Source organism: Streptomyces diastaticus subsp. diastaticus (assembly GCF_011170125.1).
Classification (GTDB): Bacteria; Actinomycetota; Actinomycetes; order Streptomycetales; family Streptomycetaceae; genus Streptomyces; species Streptomyces diastaticus.
Window position 1 is genome coordinate 153,650 of the sequence record NZ_BLLN01000003.1, and the last position, 21,030, is coordinate 174,679.

14 protein-coding genes, 2 tRNA genes and 1 pseudogene are annotated in these 21,030 nt (G+C 74.7%); 15 read left to right on the forward strand and 2 right to left on the reverse strand.

Going from position 1 to position 21,030, the window contains the following annotated elements:
• Positions 1 to 58 precede the first annotated feature (58 nt).
• From rsfS to Sdia_RS09150, 4 genes are all read left to right on the forward strand, one after another.
• Positions 59 to 490: a ribosome silencing factor gene (rsfS, locus tag Sdia_RS09135; protein WP_100452755.1), complete on the forward strand. Its 432-nt coding sequence runs from the start codon at positions 59 to 61 to the stop codon at positions 488 to 490.
• Complete coding sequence (locus tag Sdia_RS09140; RefSeq protein WP_100452756.1) at positions 487 to 1,134, forward strand: histidine phosphatase family protein; 648 nt, start codon at positions 487 to 489, stop codon at positions 1,132 to 1,134. Before rsfS ends, Sdia_RS09140 begins: the two co-directional genes overlap by 4 nt.
• A 93-nt stretch (positions 1,135 to 1,227) precedes the next feature.
• Positions 1,228 to 1,300, forward strand: a tRNA-Ala gene (locus tag Sdia_RS09145).
• 372 nt (positions 1,301 to 1,672) lie between these two features.
• Positions 1,673 to 1,906, forward strand: a complete 234-nt coding sequence (locus Sdia_RS09150) for a hypothetical protein (protein WP_100452757.1) — start codon at positions 1,673 to 1,675, stop codon at positions 1,904 to 1,906.
• On the opposite strand, the gene Sdia_RS09155 is transcribed toward Sdia_RS09150, so the two are convergent.
• On the reverse strand, positions 1,885 to 3,243 hold the full coding sequence (locus Sdia_RS09155) for a glycosyltransferase 87 family protein (RefSeq protein ID WP_189399612.1): 1,359 nt from the start codon (positions 3,241 to 3,243) through the stop codon (positions 1,885 to 1,887). The two genes, Sdia_RS09150 and Sdia_RS09155, sit on opposite strands and share 22 nt — an antisense overlap.
• Positions 3,244 to 3,372: 129 nt before the next feature.
• Between Sdia_RS09155 and Sdia_RS09160 the strand changes: the two genes are divergently transcribed.
• The 10 genes and pseudogenes from Sdia_RS09160 (at position 3,373) to holA (ending at position 17,888) form a co-directional block, all read left to right on the forward strand.
• A tRNA-Ala gene (locus tag Sdia_RS09160) sits at positions 3,373 to 3,445 on the forward strand.
• 348 nt (positions 3,446 to 3,793) lie between these two features.
• Positions 3,794 to 6,691, forward strand: coding sequence for a leucine--tRNA ligase (leuS, locus tag Sdia_RS09165; protein WP_189500398.1), 2,898 nt, complete (start codon positions 3,794 to 3,796; stop codon positions 6,689 to 6,691).
• Positions 6,692 to 6,903: 212 nt separating this feature from the next.
• Entirely contained in the window at positions 6,904 to 7,656 is a 753-nt protein-coding gene (locus Sdia_RS09170) for a hypothetical protein (protein ID WP_189500399.1), read from the forward strand.
• 151 nt (positions 7,657 to 7,807) lie between these two features.
• Positions 7,808 to 8,656 (forward strand): DegV family protein, encoded by an 849-nt coding sequence (locus Sdia_RS09175; protein WP_100452761.1) that lies wholly within the window; start codon positions 7,808 to 7,810, stop codon positions 8,654 to 8,656.
• An 804-nt stretch (positions 8,657 to 9,460) separates the two neighbouring features.
• Positions 9,461 to 10,090: a ComEA family DNA-binding protein gene (locus tag Sdia_RS30600; RefSeq protein WP_258565740.1), complete on the forward strand. Its 630-nt coding sequence runs from the start codon at positions 9,461 to 9,463 to the stop codon at positions 10,088 to 10,090.
• 179 nt (positions 10,091 to 10,269) lie between these two features.
• A pseudogene (locus tag Sdia_RS09185) lies at positions 10,270 to 12,876 on the forward strand (ComEC/Rec2 family competence protein); the annotation flags it as partial.
• Positions 12,877 to 13,108: 232 nt separating this feature from the next.
• On the forward strand, positions 13,109 to 13,930 hold the full coding sequence (locus Sdia_RS30000; RefSeq protein ID WP_229831510.1) for an arylamine N-acetyltransferase family protein: 822 nt from the start codon (positions 13,109 to 13,111) through the stop codon (positions 13,928 to 13,930).
• Positions 13,931 to 14,924: 994 nt separating this feature from the next.
• Positions 14,925 to 15,812, forward strand: a complete 888-nt coding sequence (locus Sdia_RS09190; RefSeq protein ID WP_115069912.1) for a YceI family protein — start codon at positions 14,925 to 14,927, stop codon at positions 15,810 to 15,812.
• 119 nt (positions 15,813 to 15,931) lie between these two features.
• The gene (locus tag Sdia_RS09195) at positions 15,932 to 16,159 is read left to right on the forward strand and encodes a hypothetical protein (protein ID WP_115069951.1); all 228 of its coding nucleotides are present in this window, start codon (positions 15,932 to 15,934) and stop codon (positions 16,157 to 16,159) included.
• Between the two features lie 739 nt (positions 16,160 to 16,898).
• Positions 16,899 to 17,888: a DNA polymerase III subunit delta gene (gene holA, locus Sdia_RS09200; RefSeq protein ID WP_100452764.1), complete on the forward strand. Its 990-nt coding sequence runs from the start codon at positions 16,899 to 16,901 to the stop codon at positions 17,886 to 17,888.
• A 459-nt stretch (positions 17,889 to 18,347) separates the two neighbouring features.
• Here the strand turns inward: holA and rpsT are convergent, their stop codons facing one another.
• Positions 18,348 to 18,614 (reverse strand): 30S ribosomal protein S20, encoded by a 267-nt coding sequence (gene rpsT, locus Sdia_RS09205; protein WP_100452765.1) that lies wholly within the window; start codon positions 18,612 to 18,614, stop codon positions 18,348 to 18,350.
• A 304-nt stretch (positions 18,615 to 18,918) separates the two neighbouring features.
• Here rpsT and lepA point away from each other — a divergent pair, with 304 nt between their 5' ends.
• A complete protein-coding gene (lepA, locus tag Sdia_RS09210; RefSeq protein ID WP_100452766.1) occupies positions 18,919 to 20,790 on the forward strand; it encodes a translation elongation factor 4 in 1,872 nt (623 codons plus the stop codon).
• Positions 20,791 to 21,030 lie beyond the last annotated feature (240 nt).

A 21,030-nucleotide genomic window follows, 5' to 3' on the forward strand; every position in this document is an offset into this window, starting at 1 on the left:
TGAGACCCTGGGGACAGCCCCCACCGGGGGTTCTCGACCGCCTACCGAAAGCCCCGCAGTGACCGCGACCGACCGTTCCACCGAGCTGATCACCGTCGCCGCCCAGGCGGCCGCCGACAAGCTCGCCCACGACATCATCGCCTACGACGTGAGCGATGTGCTGTCGATCACCGACGCCTTCCTGCTCGCGTCGGCCCCCAACGACCGCCAGGTCAAGTCCATCGTGGACGAGATCGAGGAGCGGCTGAACAAGCAGTTCGGCGCCAAGCCCGTCCGCCGCGAGGGCGACCGCGACGCGCGCTGGATCCTCCTCGACTACGTCGACATCGTCGTCCACGTCCAGCACAGTGAGGAGCGCGTCTTCTACGCGCTGGAGCGCCTGTGGAAGGACTGCCCCGAGATCGAGCTGCCCGAGGAGGCGAAGGCCACCCGCGGCAAGGCGGAGGCCCACGCCCAGCAGCAGGCCGACGAGGCCGGTGAGGCGATGTGAACAGCCCGCGGCAGGGCCGTCGCCTCATCCTGTGGCGGCACGGCCAGACCTCCTGGAACCTGGAGCGCCGGTTCCAGGGCACCACGGACATCGACCTGACCGAGGCCGGCCTCGGCCAGGCCCGCCGGGCCGCACGTCTCCTCGCCTCGCTCCAGCCGGACGCGATCATCGCCTCCGACCTGCGGCGGGCGCGGGACACCGCGGCCGAACTCTCCGCCCTCACCGGCCTGCGGGTCCACCACGACCCGGCGCTGCGCGAGACGTACGCGGGGGACTGGCAGGGCCTGACCCACGAGGAGATCATCGCGGCCCACGGCGAGCAGTACGCGGCGTGGAAGCGCGGCGAGCCGGTGCGCCGCGGCGGTGGCGAACTGGAGACCGATGTCGCCGACCGGGCAGCCCCGGTCGTCCTCGCGCACGCCGAGAAGCTGCCGGAGAACGGCACCCTGGTCGTCGCCTCGCACGGCGGCACCATCCGCACCACCATCGGACGCCTGCTCGGCCTCGACTCCCGCCACTGGGAGAGCCTGGGCGGCCTCAGCAACTGCTGCTGGTCGATCCTGGGTGAGGGAGCGCGCGGCTGGCGGCTCATGGAGCACAACGCCGGCACCCTGCCGGAGCCGGTCCTCGGCGACGACGACTGACGGCAGGCCGGGGCCCCGGGCCGGATTTCACTTTCCGGCTGGTCACGGGCTAGAGTTCTTCTTGTTCGCACCGCGGGAGCGGGAAGAACACCAGGGGCTATAGCTCAGTTGGTAGAGCGCCTGCATGGCATGCAGGAGGTCAGGAGTTCAATTCTCCTTAGCTCCACAGTCCGGAAGATCCCATCCCCACAGGGGGTGGGATCTTTCGTATGCCCGGCCGTCGCCTCTCCCCGCGGCCCGCGAGACGCGCCGGGCCGTCGGCGCGAAGGCCCGTACCCGCAGGTGACCGCCCGTCACCTGCGGGAGCGGAGACCGTTCCGGTACCTTCGCGCCGCTGACCGGCGGCCCGCTCCGTGGCAGAATCGGACGGCCGGAAGGGGGACGCGGCCCGACGGGAGGGAGAGGGATGCCTGCGCGCATCGTCGAGGAGGCGGACCACCTGCTCGGCCAGGTGCCGGACCAGCCCGGGAGGGCCCGCGTGGCCCCCGCCGCCCCGCGTGCGGCCCCAACCTTCTCTTCGAACGACGGGGGCTGAGCGATGGGTGCGCACAGGAGGAAGTGCGACTGGTGCCGCGGCGGTACGCCCATCGTCCGCGACATGGAGCCGGTGAACCCGCGTTACCAGTACTGGTGCGAGGAGTGCGCCAGGGCGCTGATTATAAAAGGCGACCCGATCGAGACCTACCGCGAACTGGAGGGCGAACCCATCTACGGGCGGCTCCTCGACGAGCACTGCACCCTCAAGCGCTTCTACTCCTTCGCCAGGGCCTGACGCCCCGCCCGGTCCGCCTCGGCCCCTGCCGGATCCCGCTGCTCCGGCACCGGCCGGCCGGCCGGCTCCGCGTCGGGTCCCTGGGCGCCGCCGGGCCGCGAGGCCACCCGCGCCGCCGCCGCGAGGAAGCCGAGAGCCGCCAGCGGATAGAGCGCCGACAGTACGAACTCGACGGGTCCCTGGTGGAGTTCGGGCCGCTCGACACCGTGCGGCACCCACCACAGGGCGTACGTGAGGAAGACCGTGGTCAGCCCGGCCGCGCCCGCCCGGTGCCACCGGCCGCCGAGGCGCACCGCCTCGGACAGCACCAGCACCGCCATGGGCACGCACCACACCCAGTGGTGCGACCAGGAGACCGGGCTGATCAGCAGTGCCGTCGCACCGCACGTGGTGGCCGCCCAGGCGGGCCGGCCGCGCAGCGCGGCCCCCACCGCGACACCGAGGCCGGCCGCCCCGACCAGCAGCGCCGCCGCCAGCCACCACAGGCCCGGGTCGGCGGTGTGCAGGAGGCGGGCGAGTATGCCGCGCAGTGACTGGTTGGCGGTCTGCTCGGGGTGGCCCGCACGGTCCGCCGCCAGGAAGGTGCCGGACCAGAACTGCCACGAGTCGCGCGGCAGCACGGCCGCCGCCAGAGCGGTGGCCCCCAGGAACCAGAGCACCGCGTTCCGCGCGAGCACCGACCAGGGCCGTGCCGCGCCACCGCGTACCGCCGCCACCACGCCGGTGAGCAGCAGGAACGCGATGAACAGCGCCGGCGTCAGCTTGATCGCCGCCGCCAGCCCGATGCCCGCGCCCGCCCACCGGCGTCCCCGCGCGAGCCCGCCGCCGGGCAGGTACCGCGCGTCCCACAGCACGAGGACCGTGATCAGCAGGTTGATCTGGCCGTACCTGAGTGTCGTCCAGACCGGCTCGGACCAGACCGCGAGGGCGGCCAGCGCCGGTGCGCCGAGCCAGGCCAGGCCGGGCGGCAGCGGGCGTCCGCCGGTCCGGTCGGTGACCAGGCGGAGGGTCAGCAGGGCGAGCGCGAGCAGCAGCAGGAGGTTGCCCGCGGTGGCCAGCGTCCGCATGAGGCCGGTACCCAGCAGCGGCAGCGGGGTGAACAGCAGCGCGGCGAACGGGGGGTAGGTGGCCGGCAGGTCGTTCTCGGTGGCCCGCAGGGCGTACAGGTCGGCACCGTCCAGGACCGCCCGGCCCTCGGCGCGGTAGACCATCAGGTCCACCATCGTGACCCCGGCCAGGCGCTGCGCCACCCAGAACGCGGCGAAGGAGACGAGGCAGAGCGCGGTGGCCCGGACCGGGAAGGTGCGCCGGAGGCGGGAGGGCGAGGCGGCAGTCACGCTCGGCGAGGCTACCCGCCGGGGACCTCCGGGAAGAGAGGGCGGGCGCCGCCGGGAACGGATTTGGTGGAAACCCCGGGGGGCCGCTAAAGTTGTCGACGTCGCCGGGGGAACCGGGGACAGCGGCAAGGGGCTATAGCTCAGTTGGTAGAGCGCCTGCATGGCATGCAGGAGGTCAGGAGTTCAATTCTCCTTAGCTCCACAGGAGAGAGACCAGGAATCGGACTCTCATCCACCGAAGTAGAGCGGGTCACCCGGACAGGGTGGCCCGCTTCTTCGTGCGCGCCCCCACCGCACGAGCCGTGCGGCCCCGGTGACCGCTGCGGTACCCTGACGCCATGCGTGCTGTACGCCTTCTGCTTACCGAGCCGCGCTGATCAAGAGCCGGACCCCCGACGAAGGGGCCGGAACCAGCGCGGCCACCCCCTCCTGTGCGAGGGGTTTTTTCATTGGGCGGCGGCTCCGGTTCCGGGGCACGACCGCCGGGCGGAGCCCCGGGGCCCGCCCCGCCGGAAGCGTGAGCAGAGACGACCGATGGAGCTTGAGGATCATGAGCGAGACGAATTCCGCCGCGTCCCCCGCGGAGGGCGCCACCGCGCCCCACCGCTACACGGCGGCGATGGCCGCCGAGATCGAGGCACGCTGGCAGGACTTCTGGGACGCCGAGGGGACCTACGAGGCGCCCAACCCCACCGGTGACCTGGCCGGGGACCCGGAGCTGGCCGCCCGCCCCAAGAAGTTCATCATGGACATGTTCCCCTACCCCTCCGGCGCGGGGCTGCACGTGGGCCACCCGCTGGGCTACATCGCGACCGACGTCCACGCCCGCTTCCAGCGGATGACCGGCCACAACGTCCTGCACACCCTCGGCTTCGACGCCTTCGGCCTGCCCGCCGAGCAGTACGCGGTGCAGACCGGCACGCACCCGCGCCACTCCACCGAGGCCAACATGGTCAACATGCGCAGCCAGCTGCGCCGCCTGGGCCTGGGCCACGACAAACGCCGCTCGTTCGCCACGATCGACCCCGAGTACTACAAGTGGACGCAGTGGATCTTCCTGAAGATCTTCAACTCCTGGTACGACGAGGAGGCCGGCCGCGCCCGCCCGATCGAGGACCTGATCGCCCAGTTCGCCAACGGTGACCGCGTCGCCGTCGAGGGCCGCGACTGGGCCGGCCTGGACGCCCACGAGCGCGCCGAGGTGCTGGGCCGGTACCGGCTGGCGTACGCCTCCGACGCGCCGGTCAACTGGGCGCCGGGCCTCGGTACCGTGCTGGCCAACGAGGAGGTCACCTCCGAGGGCCGCTCCGAGCGCGGCAACTTCCCCGTCTTCAAGGCCAAGCTGCGCCAGTGGAACATGCGCATCACCGCCTACGCGGACCGCCTGCTGGACGACCTGGACGACCTGGACTGGCCCGAGGCGATCAAGCTCCAGCAGCGGAACTGGATCGGCCGCTCGGAGGGGGCCCGTGTCGACTTCCCCTTCGACGGGGAGCACACCGGCAAGGCCGTCACCGTCTTCACCACCCGCCAGGACACGCTGTTCGGTGCCACCTACATGGTGCTGGCGCCCGAGCACGAGCTGGTCGACGAGATCGTCCCGGCCGTCTGGCCCGACGGCACCCGAGAGAGCTGGACCGGCGGCCACGCCACCCCCGCCGAGGCCGTGGAGAAGTACCGCGCCTTCGCCGCCGGCAAGACCGACGTGGAGCGGCAGGCCGACGCCAAGGAGAAGACCGGCGTCTTCACCGGCGCCTACGCCGTCAACCCGGTCAGCGGTGAGCACGTCCCGGTCTTCATCGCCGACTACGTGCTGATGGGCTACGGCACCGGCGCGATCATGGCCGTCCCGGCCCACGACAGCCGCGACTTCGCCTTCGCCCGCGCCTTCGGCCTGCCGATCCGCTGCGTCGTCGAGCCCACGGACGGCCGCTCGGCCGACCCCGTCACCTGGGACGACGCCTTCAACTCCCACGACGCGACGCTGATGGCCTCCGCCAACGCCGAGGTCAGCCTGGACGGGCTGGACGTCGCTACCGCCAAGGCCCGCATCACCGGCTGGCTGCGCGAGCGCGGCATCGGCGAGGGCACCGTCAACTACCGCCTGCGCGACTGGCTGTTCAGCCGTCAGCGGTACTGGGGCGAGCCCTTCCCGATCGTCTACGACGAGGACGGCGTCGCCCACGCGCTGCCCGAGTCGATGCTGCCGCTGGAGCTGCCCGAGGTCGACGACTACAGCCCGCGCACCTTCGACCCGGACGACGCCGACACCCAGCCGGAGACCCCGCTCTCCCGCAACGAGGACTGGGTCAACGTCACCCTGGACCTGGGCGACGGGCCGAAGAAGTACCGCCGCGAGACCAACACCATGCCCAACTGGGCCGGTTCCTGCTGGTACGAGCTGCGCTACCTGGACCCGAACAACGACCGGCGGCTGGTCGACCCCGAGATCGAGAAGTACTGGATGGGCCCGCGCGAGGGCATGCCCGGCGGCGGCGTCGACCTGTACATCGGCGGCGCCGAGCACGCCGTGCTGCACCTGCTGTACGCCCGCTTCTGGTCCAAGGTGCTGTTCGACCTGGGGTACATCTCCTCCTCGGAGCCGTTCCACAAGCTGTTCAACCAGGGCATGATCCAGGCGTACGTCTACCGCGACAGCCGGGGCATCCCCGTCCCGGCCGCCGAGGTCGAGGAGCGGGACGGCACCTTCTGGTACGAGGGCGAGCAGGTCTCCCGGCTGCTCGGCAAGATGGGCAAGTCCCTGAAGAACGCCGTCACCCCGGACGAGATCTGCGCCGAGTACGGAGCGGACACGCTGCGGCTGTACGAGATGGCGATGGGGCCGCTGGACGTCTCCCGGCCGTGGGACCCCCGTGCCGTGGTGGGCCAGTACCGGCTGCTCCAGCGGCTGTGGCGGAACGTCGTGGACGAGTCGACCGGCGAGGTGTCGGTGGCCGACGTGCCCGAGCAGGAGGTGGGCACCGACACGCTGCGCGCCCTCAACAAGGCGATCGACGGCGTCACCCAGGACATGGCGGGGCTGCGGTTCAACACCGCCATCGCCAAGGTCACGGAGCTGAACAACTTCCTGACCAAGGCCGGCCGGCCGGTGCCGCGCCCGGTCGCGGAGAAGCTGGTGCTGCTGGTCGCGCCGCTCGCCCCGCACGTCGCCGAGGAGCTGTGGCGGCGCCTGGGCCACCAGGACTCCGTCGTCCACCAGGACCTGCCGGTCGCCGACCCGGAGTACCTGGTCGACGAGACGGTCACCTGCGTCGTCCAAATCAAGGGCAAGGTCAAGGCCCGTCTGGAGGTCTCCCCGGCGGTCTCCGACGCCGACCTGGAGCAGGCCGCCCTCGCCGACGAGCGGGTCCGGGCCGCGCTGGGAGGCGCCGGTGTCCGCAAGGTCATCGTCCGCGCCCCCAAGCTGGTCAACATCGTGCCCGCCTGAGGCACCGCCCGCCGGAGCCCGGCCCCTCCTCCCGCGAGGGGGCGCCGGGCTCCGGCGTCCCCGCCCCCGGGATCCCCCCTACGGGCAGGTTCGGGGGCCGGCGAGGAACCGCCGGGGGGCCGTCAGCGTTTACGGTGGGAGGGGGCGGCCGGTGCGGACGGCAGGCCGCGCGACCCCGCACCCGGCCCGCGCGTCCACTGGAGGACCACCCCATGGAGACGGCCATCACCATCATGGCGCTGATCTTCTTCCTGCTGGTCGTCGTCGCGGTGTACGCCGGCGTCAAGGCGGTCAAGGCGGTCAAGGCGGCCAAACGCGGCGTGGACCGCACCATCAGCCAGGCCCGCCGCTCCGTCGAGGACACCGCCCTGCGCGCCCGTAGCCTCGGCCGGCTCGGACCGGCGGCCGAGGTGGCCCAGCTCCGGCTCGCCCTGCGCACCTCGATGCGCGCCACCCAGGACGCCCTGGCCGCCCGGCGGGGCGAGGACGCCTCGCTGAAGGAGACGGCCGCGCTCTTCGACCGGCTCAGCGGCCACGGCCACCAGCTCGACGACGAACTGCGCCGTCTGGAACAGGACCCGGACCGCGAGGAGATCGCCCGCCGCCTGCCCGGTCTGCGCCGCCGCACCGAGCAGATCACCGAGGCCGCCACCTCGCTCCGGTCGGCCCTGCGCGACCGCCTCCACCACGACACCGAGGACGACCTCGGTGACCTGGCCGACCAGATCCGCGTCGAGTCGGACGCGCTGCGCCACTGGACCAGTGAACCGCCGCCCGCCGCACACCAGAAGCCCGAGCCCTGGCCCGAGCCGGAGCGGACCGAGGGCGGCACCCCCGTCCAGACCTGGCCGGAACGGCCCGCCTCGCAGCCGGGGCCGACGCCCACCGCCATCGACCCCGCCACACCGCCCGCCCCCCACCCCTGGGAGCGGCAGGGGCAGCGGGACGCCGGGCGGGAGCGGTGAGGTCGGCTTCGTTTCGCCGCTGAGCTGGGGGTACACGTGGCCGGGAGGCCGTCGCAGGACCCTGTGACGGTTCCGTGGCCGAGGTGGAGATGATCTTGAAGTGAGGTTCCCCGGCTGCCGGGGCGCGGCCGCGGCGGGTAATCTCCAGGCCATGTCCCGCCATGTCGCGATCGTCACCGATTCCACGGCCTACCTGCCCCACCGGGAGTCGGAGCGGCATCGGATCACCACCGTCCCGCTGACCGTCGTCCTCGGCGACGAGGCGCTGGAGGAGGGGACGGAGGTCTCCGCCCGCGCGCTGGAGCAGGCGATGCGCAAGCGGTTGCCGGTGACCACCTCCCGGCCCGCCCCCGAGCGGTTCGCCCGCACCTACGCGGCGCTCGCCGCCGAGGGGGCGGGGGAGATCGTCTCGCTCCATCTCTCGGCCGAGCTCTCCGGCACATACGACGCGGCGCTCCTCGCCGCCCGGGAGGCGCCTGTCCCGGTCCGGGTGGTCGACACCGGGATGGTCGCCATGGCGCTCGGCTTCTGCGCGCTGGCCGCCGCCGAGGCGACCGCTCGGGGGGCCGGTGCCGACGAGGCCGTGGCGGCGGTACGCCGGCGGGCCTCGGGCAGCACGGCCCTCTTCTGCGTCGACACCCTGGAGCACCTGCGGCGCGGCGGCCGCATCGGCGCCGCCCAGGCCCTGCTCGGCTCGGCCCTCGCGGTCAAGCCGATCCTGGAACTGGCGGACGGCGCGATCCAGCTGAAGGAGAAGGTGCGGACCTCGGGCAAGGCACTGGCCCGGCTGGAGGAGCTGGTCGCCGAACGGACGGCGCAGGCGGGCCCGGTCGACGTGGCCGTCCACCACCTGGCGGCCGAGGAGAAGGCCACGGCGCTCGCCGAGCGGCTGACGGAACGCCTCGGCGGCCGGGGCGAGCTGTACGTGAGCGAGGTCGGCGCGGTCATCGGCGCCCACACCGGGCCGGGGCTCGTGGGCGCCGTGGTCTCCCCCCGGTAGTCAGCGGTGGGCCGGCGGGCCCCGCGAAGAGGGGGCGGCGCGGTGGCCGGTGCGGCGGAGGCGCTGGGTGGGCCCTAAGGGGCCGGCGTGACCCCTGCGGGTGACGGAGTTGTCCACAAGCGCGGAGTTCTCCCCGGAAACTGACCAAGATCCACTTCTTCGGGCGGCTTTCCCTACGGTCGCCGCATGGTGCTGGGATCTTCGTTCTTCGGGGTGGGTGTTCGGAATGGGCAGGGCAACGGCGGCGAGCGCGCCGACGAGTCCGCCGACGCGGTACGGGAACGCGCGCGGGCCCTGCTCGGAGCGGGCGCCCCTGCCGACACGCGGGCAGGACCGGCCGGCGGTGGGGCGGCCGGTGCCGAGGCGGCCGACGCCGAACGGGAGGCGTGGGACGACGACCGGCGGATCCTGGGGCATCCGTGGTGGGCGGACGGGGAAGAACCGGGCGCGCCGAGCCCGGTGACGGGGCGCCCCGGCGCCGCGCGTCGCACGGCGGCCCCCGGCCGGGACGGAGGCGGGCCGGTCGCCGGTCCGGGAGGGGAGGAGCCCGAAGGCGCGGGGAGCGAGACCGGTGCCGGGCCCGTGCCCGAGCCCCCGTCGGCGTGGCGGCCGGAGGGCGGGCCCCCTGTCCCGGACGCACGGTCCGCTCTGCCGGACGAGGCTGTGGCACCGCACCGGCGGCGTCCCGCGGGCGGCGCCGCACGACCGCGCGGCGTGCCCGCGCGCCGCCGCTCGGTCCGGGGGGACCGGCCGGACCGGCCGGGCGGGGCCGGGGTGCCCGGGCTGTTGCGGGCACGGTGCGGGATGGAGTGGCGCAGCGTCGCGGCGCTGGTGGTCGTCGTGGCCGTGGCGGTGGTGTGGGCGGCGCAGCACTTCTGGACCGGGCGGCCGGAGGCGGTGCGGGCGCCCGAGACGGTCGCGCAAGGGGCGTCGCGGACACCGGGGACGGCCGACGGGCCTGCGGTCACGGGGCCGGCCCCGGCTTCGCCGCCGCCCTCACCGAGCGCCGGACCGCTGGTGGTGGACGTGAGCGGAAAGGTGGCACGGCCCGGGGTGCACCGGCTGCCGGCCGGTTCGCGGGTCGAGGACGCCCTGGAAGCGGCGGGCGGGGTCCGGCCGGGTACGGACACCTCGGGGCTCAACCGGGCCCGGCTCCTGACCGACGGGGAACAGGTGGCGGTCGGGGTCGACCCGGCCCCCGGCGCCGGCCCGGTGGCGGGGCCCGGGGCCGCCGGGGTGGCCGGGCCGGTCAGCCTCGGCACGGCCACGGCCGAGCAACTGGAGACGCTGCCCGGCGTGGGCCCCGTCCTGGCGGCGGCCATCATCGCCCACCGCACCGAGAGCGGCGGCTTCCAGTCGGTGGACCAGCTCCGCGACGTACGCGGCATCGGCGACCGGCGCTTCGAGGACCTGCGCGAGCTGGTGCGGCCGTGAGGGGCGTGGACGGGTGGAGGAGGGCGCCGAGGGCGGTGGACGGGACCGGCGACACCGGTGGGACGGGTGAGGGCGGTCGCCGTGAGTTCACCGGGCGACAGGCGCGGGGCGCCGCGGGCGGGGGGACCGGTCCGGCGGAGGGGGCCGGGCGGGCCGGGCCGGTTCGCCGCCGGGCGGGCGTGACCGAGGCTGCCGACGGCCGGGCCGGGACTGAGCGCGGACCCGTGGACCTGCGGCTGGCGGTGCCCGCCGTCGCCGCGTGGGGCGCTGCCGCGTCGCTGGTCGGCCAGGAGCCCGGTCGGGCCTGGCTCGCCGTGGCGGTGGGGGTGTGCGGCGCGGCGGGGGTGCCGGCCTGGGCGCGGCTCCGGCGAGGTGGGCGGGAGCGCGGTCTGTCCGGGGTACGGGCGGATCGTGTTCCGCGACACCGCGGACCGTCCGGAGCGCGAGGCACGCCCGGCGGGTCGGGGCGCGCGCGGTCCGGGGTGGAGCTGCCGGAGGTTCCCGGAGCACGGAGGGCGGCGCACCTGGCGGCCGGAAGGATGCCCGGCCCGCGACGGACCAGGCTCTGTGTCGCGGCGGCCCTGCTCTGCGCCGCCGCCGGCGCCGCCTCGGCGGGGCTGCACGGGGCCGACCACCACCGGGGGCCCGTACCGGAGTTGGCCGAGCGGCGCGCGCGGGTCACCGCCGAGGTGGAGGTGACGGGGGACGCCCGTCCGGTACGGCAGCCGGGCGGGACGGCCGGGGACGAGTCGGGGCGGCCGCCCTCCCTGCTGATCGACGGCCGGATCGTCGAAGTGGCGGCGGCCGGCGGCGGGGCGGTGAGGACGCGTACACCGGTGCTGCTGATCGTGCCCGTCCCGGACCGGGCGGACGGCGACCGGTGGCGCGAGCTGTTGCCGACGACGCGCCTGCGGCTGGCCGGACGGCTCGTGCCGCCGCTCGACGCGGGCGGGCCGAACGCCGCCGTCCTGCGACCGACCCGGGCGGGGCCGCCCGAGGTGACCGGCGGACCCAGCCGCCTCCAGCGGTTCGCCGGAAAGCTGCGCGCCGGTCTCCGTGCCGCCTCCGACGGTCTGGAACCGGACGCCCGGGCCCTGTTGCCCGCTCTGGTCGTCGGGGACACCGGGCGGGTACCGGACGACCTGCGGGAGGCGTTCCGGGCCACGGACCTCACCCACCTCATGGCGGTCAGCGGCTCCAACCTCACCATCGTGCTGGCCCTGCTCATCGGACCGCCCGGCCGCGCCCACCGCGCCGAACGCGGCGGACTCGCCCCGCTGATGGGGCTCGGGCTGCGCACCACGGCCGTGGCGGGCGGGGCGCTGACACTCGCCTTCGTCATCGTCTGCCGCCCGGAACCCAGCGTGGTGCGGGCCGCGGCGTGCGGAGCCGTCACCCTGCTGGCCGTGGCCACCGGCCGGCGCCGCAGCCTGGTCCCCGCGCTGGCCGCCGCCGTGCTGCTGCTCTCCCTCTGGGATCCGTGGCTGGCACGCGGTCACGGCTTCCTGCTGTCGGTCCTCGCCACCGGGGCGCTGCTGCTGCTCGCACCGCGCTGGAGCGAGGCGCTGCGCCGGCGAGGGGTGCCGGCCCGGATCGCCGAGGCGGTGGCGGCGGCCGCGGCGGCGCAGGCGGTCTGCGCGCCGGTCGTCGCGGTGCTGTCGGCCCGCGTCGGGCTGGTCGCGGTCCCCTGCAACCTCCTCGCCGAGTTCGCCGTGGCCCCGGCGACGGTGCTCGGCTTCGCCGCCCTGGCCCTGGCGCCCCTGCTGCCGGGCGCCGCCGAACTGGTCGCCACGGGCGCCGGATGGCCCGCCGGATGGATCGCCGAGGTGGCGCGTACGGGGGCGGCGCTGCCGGGCGCGGGGTTCGACTGGCCGGGCGGCTGGGGAGGCGGGCTGTTGCTGGCCGGTGTCACGGTGGCCGTCGTCCTCGTCTCCGGCCGCCTGCTCCGGAGGCGGCGTTGGCCCGTCCTGGCCGCGGCCGTGCTGCTGGTGCTGTTCGTGGTGCAGCCCCCCGCCGTGACCCGCGTCGTCACCGGGTGGCCGCCGCCGGGCTGGCGGATGGTCCTCTGCGACGTGGGACAGGGCGACGCGCTGGTCCTGGCCGCCGGCCCGGGCGCGGCCGTCCTCGTCGACACCGGCCCGGACCCGCTGGCGGTCGACCGCTGCCTGCGGGTACTCGGCGTCGACCGCGTGCCGCTCGTCGTGCTGACCCACTTCCACGCCGACCACACCGGTGGCCTGGCCGGGGTCCTGCGCGGCCGCCCGGTGGGTCTGGTGGAGACGACCGCCCTCGCCGATCCGCCGGCCCAGGCCGCGCTGGTCCACCGCACCGCGGCCGCGGCCGGAGTCCCGGTGCGGGTCGCGGCGGCGGGAGAGGCCCGCCGGGCGGACGGCGGACTCGGCTGGGAGGTCCTCTGGCCGCCCGGCCCGCCCGCCCGGCCGCCGGACGGCGCCAACGACGCGAGCCTCACCCTCCTGGTCCGCACCGCCGGGCTCACCCTGCTCCTCCTCGGTGACCTGGAGCCACCGGGCCAGCGGGCACTGGCCCGAACCGGACGGGTCCCGGCCGGCGTCGACGTGCTCAAGGTCGCGCACCACGGCTCCGCCCACCAGGACCCGGGGCTGCTGGCCGCCGCCGCGCCCCGCGTCGCCGTCGTCTCGGTCGGCGCGGACAACGGCTACGGCCATCCCGCGCCGAGCACTCTCGCCACCTTCCACGACCGAGGTGTCCCGGTCCACCGGACCGACCGGCAGGGAGACATCGCGGTACTGGGCGGCGACGGGGACGAGGCCGACCGGACAGGGCCCCGCCCCGCCGGAGAGGCACCGCCCCCGCGCGTCCTCACCCGCGCCGGGAGCGTCCCGCGGGAGCGGGCGGCGGGAGTCGACGCCGCTGTGGCGCGGGGCGTGCGGCCCGCCCCCACCCACTCGGAGCCGTCGGCCGGGGCCCGCGCACAGGCCCGCCGGGGGCGCCCCGGCACGGGCTCCGCCGCCCCGGCCGCCCTGGGACACTGGCGCCATGGACACCACCTCGACCGACGCCTACCTCCGTCGCCTGGGCGCCGACCGCCCCGCCCGCCCCGACGCGGACGCCCTGCGCGACCTGCACCTGCGTCACCTGCTCGCGGTGCCCTTCGAGAACCTCTCCGTCCACCTCGGCGAGGAGATCCCGCTCGACGGGAAGAGCCTCACCGAGAAGATCACCGCCCGCCACCGGGGAGGCTTCTGCTACGAGCTCAACGGCGCCTTCGGCACCCTGCTGGCCGCCCTCGGCTACCGGGTCGACTTCCTCCAGGCCAGAGTGATGGGCCCGGACGGGCTCCCGGGCGTCCCCTACGACCACATGGCCCTGCGGGTCGAGGACGCCGACGGCGGCCGCTGGCTGGCGGACGTCGGTTTCGGGGCGTACATCCACCGGCCGCTCGCCTACGACGCGCGGGGCGAACAGCGCGACGGGGGTGGCGTCTTCCGCGTCGAGGCGGCGGACGGCGGTGACCTGGTGGTGGTCCAGGACGGCGTCGCGCAGTATCTGTGGGAGGAGCGGCCCCGGGAGCTGGCGGACTTCCGCGCCGGCTCCTGGTGGCACCGGACGTCGCCCGACTCGCACTTCCGGCGCTCGCTGGTGTGCTCCCTGCTCACCGACGGCGGGGCCGGCCGCGTCACCCTCAGCGGCCGCACCCTCAAGGCGACCGGCGCCGCCGCGGGCGAGGGCGCGGACGCCGACGGCACCCGCCTTTGTGAGCTGGGCTCCGACGCCGAGGTGCTGGAGGCTTACCGGACGCTCTTCGGGGTGGAGCTCACCGCTGTCCCGGAGGTGGCGCCGGCCCCGGTGGCGGGCTGACGGCGGCCTGCCGGTCGTCCCGGGGCCGCCCCGCCCAGACGGCCGGGTGAGCAATCCGGAAGCGGCGGGTTGCGTCGCGCCCCGCACCTGCCGTCCCTTGGACGTGCGTGCGCCGCTGGACATGCGTGCGCCGCGCTCCGCCGGATGCGCGTGCCGCGTCGCCTTCCGCCGGATGCGCGTGCCGCGTCGCCATCCCTCGGACGTGCGGGCGCCGCCGTCTCGCGAGGCAGGAGTGGGCCCCCTCAGCTGCTCGGTGGGCCGGCTTCGCGAGGGCCTCCGCCCGCCGACCGGCCCCGAGCACCGCCGGGCCGCGGTGTCGCGGGATGCCGAAGACATGGTCCTCGGCCTCGTCCGTGAGGCCCGGCCGCGCCGCCACGAGCGGGGCCGCCCCGCGCGGCCTGCCGTAGCCGTCGCGCTGCCGTGAGCACCGCGAGGCGGCGGGTGTCCGGGTCGGGACAGCCGGTGAACCCGTCGCGGGCGCCTGCGCCTGGACGGGGGCAATCAACACTCCGGGGCGCGGCGTCAACCACCGCCGGCCCGTGCGCCGCAGTGGCACACGGCCTCCTCGCGCCCGGCGTCGCACCCGGCGTCGCACCCGGCGGCGGGGCGCGGTCTCGCCGAGTACCGCGATGCCATGGCCTCGAAGGCGCGGCCGCGCTTCCCCGCCGCCTCGGGACGTACCCCCGACAGCGTCGCCGGTGGCGTCCGTACGGAGGGTGGCGGGGGCGGGCCGGGGACGCGAGTCCCGCCCTGCTGCCCCGATGCCCGGGCAGGGCCGCACGGCGTCGTCCGGGAACAGTCCCGTCCTCACGCCTCCAGACCCTGCCCATGTGGGGGCGGGACCACAAGTAGCCCAGAAACCAGGGCACTTGGGCGTGAGGCGGCGGTTGAGGATGATTCGGCGGATCGGGGGCGAGTTGCCCCGAAAGCGGGCGCGGTGATCGAATGGATGCGCTACACGGTAGTTGGTCCGCGGTGTTGGAGGGTGGTCCCCATGTTCGGCTTCGGTGCGAAGCGTCGGGCGCGGCAGGCGGCGGGGCCGCTCTCCACCGTCGGGGTGCCGCCCACGGCCGGAGTGCTCAGCGGGCGGATCGTCGACGGCGAGCAGCCGGAGGAGCCGGTGCGGCACGCCGAGTTCACGCTCACCGACGCGCTGGGGCGGACGGTGATCGAGGGGGGACTCGACCCGTACGGCTCGTTCGTGGCGACCGTGCCGGCGGGGGAGTACCGGTTCGCGGTCTCCGCCGACGGGCACCGCCCCTACCGGGCCTCGGTCGCGGTGGACGAGGGTGGCCACACGGCCCTCGAAGACCTCGCGCTGGACCGTGTTCCGCCGCCCGTGCTGCCCGCCCCCGGGGACTGGGACGTGGAGCCGGCGCACTCCTCGATCGCCTTCACCGCCCGGCACATCGGCATGGCCCGGGTACACGGCCGGTTCAACGTCTTCGCGGGCGCGGTCCGGATAGCCGAGCGGATGGAGGAGTCGGCGTTGCACGTCGTCATCGACGCCGCCTCGATCGACACCAACGTCCCCGCCCGCGACAAGCACCTGCGCTCACCCGACTTCCTCGACGCGGCGCGCTTCCCGACGCTGGAGTTCTACGGCGACCGGTTCGCGCACCGGGGCGGCAACCACTGGGCCGTCACCGGTGCCCTCTCCCTGCACGGGGTCACCCGCACGGTCACGCTGGACACCGAGTACCTCGGGCTCGGCCACGGCATGGAGGGAGAGACCCGGGCCGCCTGCCGGGCCGTCACCGAACTCCACCGAGACGACTTCACGGTCAGCTGGCAGACGATGCTGGCCAAGGGGATCGCCGTCGTCGGCCCCAGTATCACCGTCGCACTGGACATCCAGATCGTGCCCAAGGCCGACGGCTGAGCCACCGTGCCCCGGACGTGCCCCGGGCCGGTTTCCCCGCCCGCGCGGGCTCCGGTGAGAATGGCCCGGTGAGCCAAGAGAACGACGTCGCCGCCCCCGCCGACGAGGAGCCCCGCCACATCCTGGTCCTCCCGGACCGCGACGCGGCCGAGGAGGCCGCCGCCGAGCTCGCCGTCCGCTTCGGCCTTCTGGAGGAACCTCAGCTCGTGCGCGACGCCCTGGCCGGCGAGGACGACGCCGAGGACGCCCAGTGGCTGCTGGTCCTGACGGCCGCCGCGGGCGACCTGGACCCGGCGGGACTGGACGCGTTCGCGGGGGAGTGGGACGGCTGGCGCGAGGAGCCGTAGCCCGGCCGGGACGGGCGTACGGCCGGCCTTCGCCGGGCGGGCCCCGGCGGAAGGGCTTCCGGCCGGCTCCCGTGAGCTGCCTCGGAGGAGGCGGGCGGCGTGCTGCCGCGGACTGCCCGGGTGCCACCGGCGCACGTCGTCCTCTTCGGCCTCTTCGGCACCCGTCTCCGGCGAGGCTCCTCGCAGGGCCGGAGACGGGGCGCCTTGCCCCCCGGTGGCCGCCCGGCCCGCGCGGGAGGGCCCCGGCGGACACCTCCCGCGCGGGAGGTGTCCGCCGGGGCGCGTCCGCGCTCCCTTCACCACCTGCGACTCAGCCGTTCCCGCACGGCCCCGTGGCCGAGCCCTCCACGAGCAGCCGCGCCCGCCGGGGCGCGGGATGCCGTACACCGCCCCGGCGGGGTGCTCGACCGGCCGACGGGAGCCGGGAGCCCGGCCGGGCAGTCAGCGATGCCGGTCCGGGCCCCGCCGGCCACCGTCGCCCGGCACGGCCTCCGACCACCCCGTCAGGGGCCGGGACGGCTCCATACCGAGCGTGTACCGAGAAGCCCGCCGCGAACCTCTTCCCCCTTCCGCCTCGCCCGCCGCGCACTCGGGGCGGCGGCACGGCCCTCGACGGCCGGCGGCCGGCGCGGCCGGTGGGAGCCCGGCGCCCGGAACCAACGCCGTTCACGGGGGCTCCGAGCCGTCCGGAGTGACGGCGGCGGCCCGGTGTCGGTGCGGCGTGGGATGCTGGACGGCGATGCCCAGGAAGACTGCCAACGACGATCCGCTCGCCCCGCTCACCCTCGCCGTGGGCCAGGAGGATCTGCTCCTCGACCGCGCCGTGCAGCAGGTGGTGGCCGCCGCCCGCGCCGCCGACGCGGACACCGACGTGCGCGACCTCACCTCGGACCAGCTCCAGCCCGGCACCCTCGCCGAACTGACCAGTCCCTCACTCTTCGCCGAGCGCAAGGTCGTGGTGGTGCGCGACGCCCAGGACCTGTCGGCGGACTCGGTCAAGGACGTCAAGGCGTACCTCGGGTCACCCGTCGAGGAGATCACCCTCGTCCTGCTGCACGCCGGGGGCGCCAAGGGGAAGGGACTGCTCGACGCGGCCCGCAAGGCGGGGGCCCGCGAGGTGGCCTGCCCGAAGATGACCAAGCCCGCCGACCGGCTGGCGTTCGTCAGGAGCGAGTTCCGGGCGCTGGGGCGGTCCGCGACCCCCGAGGCGTCGCAGACGCTGGTCGACGCCATCGGCAGCGACCTGCGGGAGCTGGCGAGCGCGGTCACGCAACTCGCCGCGGACGTCGAGGGGAACATCGACGAAGCGGTGGTCGGGCGGTACTACACGGGGCGTGCGGAGGCGTCGAGCTTCACCGTGGCCGACCGGGCCGTGGAGGGCCGGACGGCGGAGGCGCTGGAGGCGTTGCGCTGGTCGCTGTCGACCGGGGTGGCGCCCGTGCTCCTCACCAGCGCGCTGGCGCAGGGGGTGCGGGCGATCGGGAAGCTCTCCTCGGCGCGCGGGGGACGGCCCGCCGACCTCGCCCGGGAGCTGGGGATGCCGCCCTGGAAGATCGACCGGGTCCGGCAGCAGATGCGGGGCTGGAGCCCTGACGGGGTCGCCACCGCACTGCGGGCCGTCGCCGCGGCCGACGCGGGCGTCAAGGGCGGCGGGGACGACCCCGAGTACGCGCTGGAGAAGGCGGTCGTCGCCGTCGCCACGGCCGCCCGGAGCAGGCAGGGCCGTTAGGTCCCCCTCCCCGGGCGGGCGGCGAGGGACGGCGCCGGGCCTCCTGACCGGGGAGGCCTCGATCGCCGGCCGGGCCGGCCGATGCGCGAGCCCGGCCGGCGTTCGAGGCCGTTCCTGACCGGAGAGCCCACCGGCGGCCGGCCGAAGGCAGTACCCGGCGCCCTCCGGCCGGGAGGCGCCACCCCGGCCAGGACGGGCCCGGCCGAGAAATGGACTCCGCTCGCCAGGAAGCGGGCCCGGGACAGCGGCAGGACCCGGGGGGAGAACAGGCGGCCCGGGAAGCCGGGAACCCCCGCCCCGCCCTGGGGAAGGGCGGAACGGGGGTTCCGGTCACTGCTGTGCTGCTGGGTCCCGCACCCGCGTGGCGAACGCAGGCCGCGTGCGGGAACCGGGGTGCCGGCCGGGGAGCGGATGAGAGGGCCCGCTGTGGTCCCTGGCCGACGGTCGGATCAGATCCGGTCAGCCCTTGAGGGCGGCAGCCTGGGTGGCCAGCGCCGACTTCTTGTTGGCGGCCTGGTTCTTGTGGATGACTCCCTTGGAGACGGCCTTGTCGAGCTGGCGCGACGCGGCGCGCGTGTACTCGGCGGCCTTCTCCGCGTCACCCGCGGCCACGGCCTCGCGGGCCTTGCGGACAGCGGTCTTGAGCGACGACTTGACGGCCTTGTTGCGCAGGCGCGCCTTCTCGTTGGTCTTGTTCCGCTTGATCTGGGACTTGATGTTCGCCACGAAAGAGCCTTTACAGGTTCAGGTTGGGTGTTTCCGGTCGTGTCCCGATGCTGAGAGGGCTACGAGACACATCGGGCCAGGCTACCAGCGGCTCCACGGACGGCCCAAACCGGTCGCCGGTCCCCGCGCATGGGACGATGGGGGCCGCGGACCCTGGGGGCCGTGTGCCGAACAGGCCCTACCGGCCCGGTGGGCGCGCCCAGGCGGCGTGAGCCCACCCGAGGTGAGGCGCGTACGGTCCCCGTCCGGCTCCGCGCAGCCCGCCCGCCTCGACGTCTCGACGTCTCAAGAACCAGGACCATGCGTGCCCGCGACCCCTAGCCACGTTCCCGAGCCGAGTCGCACGGACCCGGCGCTGATCCGCAACTTCTGCATCATCGCTCACATCGACCACGGCAAGTCCACGCTGGCCGACCGGATGCTCCAGCTGACCGGCGTCGTCGAGCAGCGTGCGATGCGCGCGCAGTACCTCGACCGGATGGACATCGAGCGCGAGCGCGGCATCACGATCAAGTCGCAGGCCGTGCGTCTGCCGTGGGCCCCCACCGAGGGTTCCGGCCAGGGCAGCACGCACATCCTCAACATGATCGACACCCCGGGTCACGTCGACTTCACCTACGAGGTCTCCCGGTCGCTCGCCGCCTGCGAGGGCACCATCCTGCTGGTCGACGCGGCCCAGGGCATCGAGGCGCAGACGCTCGCCAACCTCTACCTGGCGATGGAGAACGACCTCGCGATCATCCCGGTCCTCAACAAGATCGACCTGCCGGCCGCCCAGCCGGAGAAGTTCTCCGAGGAACTGGCCAACCTCATCGGCTGCGACCCCTCCGACGTGCTCAGGGTCTCCGCCAAGACCGGCATGGGCGTCGAGGCGCTGCTGGACAAGGTGGTCGCCGAGGTCCCGGCCCCGGTCGGCGTCAAGGACGCCCCGGCCCGCGCGATGATCTTCGACTCGGTCTACGACTCGTACCGCGGCGTCGTCACCTACGTCCGGGTCGTCGACGGACAGCTCGGCAAGCGTGAGCGCATCCGGATGATGTCCACCGGCGCCACCCACGAGCTGCTGGAGATCGGCACCAACTCGCCGGAGATGCTGTCCGCCGACGGGCTGGGCGTGGGCGAGGTGGGTTACCTCATCACCGGCGTGAAGGACGTCCGCCAGTCCAAGGTCGGCGACACGATCACCTCGCTGGCCAAGGGCGCCGAGGAGCCGCTCGGCGGCTACAAGGACCCGAAGCCGATGGTCTTCTCGGGGCTGTACCCGCTGGACGGCTCGGACTACCCGCTGCTGCGCGACGCCCTCGACAAGCTCCAGCTCAACGACGCCGCCCTGGTCTACGAGCCGGAGACGTCCGCCGCGCTCGGCTTCGGCTTCCGCGTCGGCTTCCTCGGCCTGCTCCACCTCGACGTGATCCGCGAGCGGCTGGAACGCGAGTTCAACCTCGAACTCATCGCCACCGCGCCCAACGTGGTCTACCGGGTCGGCATGGAGGACGGCACCGAGCACCAGGTGACCAACCCCAGCGAGTTCCCCGAGGGCAAGATCGCCGAGGTGCACGAGCCGGTGGTGCGGGCCACGATCCTCGCGCCCAGCGAGTTCATCGGCGCGATCATGGAGCTCTGCCAGTCGCGGCGCGGCGTGCTGCTCGGCATGGACTACCTCTCCGAGGACCGGGTCGAGATCCGCTACACCCTGCCGCTGGCCGAGATCGTCTTCGACTTCTTCGACCAGCTGAAGTCCAAGACCCGCGGATACGCCTCGCTGGACTACGAGCCCACCGGCGAGCAGACCGCCCACCTGGTCAAGGTCGACATCCTGCTGCACGGTGACAAGGTCGACGCCTTCTCCGCGATCACCCACCGCGACCAGGCGTACGCCTACGGGGTGCGGCTGGTCGCGAAGCTCAAGGAGCTGATCCCGCGGCAGGCCTTCGAGGTGCCCGTACAGGCGGCGATCGGCTCCCGGGTGATCGCCCGCGAGACCATCCGCGCCATCCGCAAGGACGTCCTCGCCAAGTGCTACGGCGGTGACATCTCGCGGAAGCGGAAGCTGCTGGAGAAGCAGAAGGAGGGCAAGAAGCGGATGAAGATGGTCGGCTCGGTCGAGGTCCCCCAGGAGGCCTTCATCGCCGTGTTGTCCAGCGACGACAGCGGCGGCGGCAAGGGCAAGAAGTAACCCTCGCGGAGGGAGGCGGAGCGCGCTCGGGGCGCCCGTCCGGCGGCCTGCCGGGCGGGCGCTTCCGCGTGTCCGGCCACCGCCCCGGTCCGGGCGCCACGCCACGCGGCCGCGGACCTCCGGCAGCCCCGGTGGCCGGAAGTCGTCCTCCTGGCGGCCGGTCCCCGGGTCCGGAGCACGGTCCGTGGGCGTCGCTCACACGGATCGTGCGGGAGGCGCACGAGGCGGGACGGCGGGGTG

Coding starts and splice junctions, on each gene's coding strand:
- Sdia_RS09150 (WP_100452757.1), top strand. CDS start 1,673: ATGGGTGCGCACAGGAGGAAGTGCGACTGGTGCCGCGGCGGTACGCCC.
- leuS (WP_189500398.1), top strand. CDS start 3,794: ATGAGCGAGACGAATTCCGCCGCGTCCCCCGCGGAGGGCGCCACCGCG.
- Sdia_RS09170 (WP_189500399.1), top strand. CDS start 6,904: ATGGAGACGGCCATCACCATCATGGCGCTGATCTTCTTCCTGCTGGTC.
- Sdia_RS09175 (WP_100452761.1), top strand. CDS start 7,808: ATGTCCCGCCATGTCGCGATCGTCACCGATTCCACGGCCTACCTGCCC.
- Sdia_RS30600 (WP_258565740.1), top strand. CDS start 9,461: ATGGAGTGGCGCAGCGTCGCGGCGCTGGTGGTCGTCGTGGCCGTGGCG.
- Sdia_RS30000 (WP_229831510.1), top strand. CDS start 13,109: ATGGACACCACCTCGACCGACGCCTACCTCCGTCGCCTGGGCGCCGAC.
- Sdia_RS09190 (WP_115069912.1), top strand. CDS start 14,925: ATGTTCGGCTTCGGTGCGAAGCGTCGGGCGCGGCAGGCGGCGGGGCCG.
- holA (WP_100452764.1), top strand. CDS start 16,899: ATGCCCAGGAAGACTGCCAACGACGATCCGCTCGCCCCGCTCACCCTC.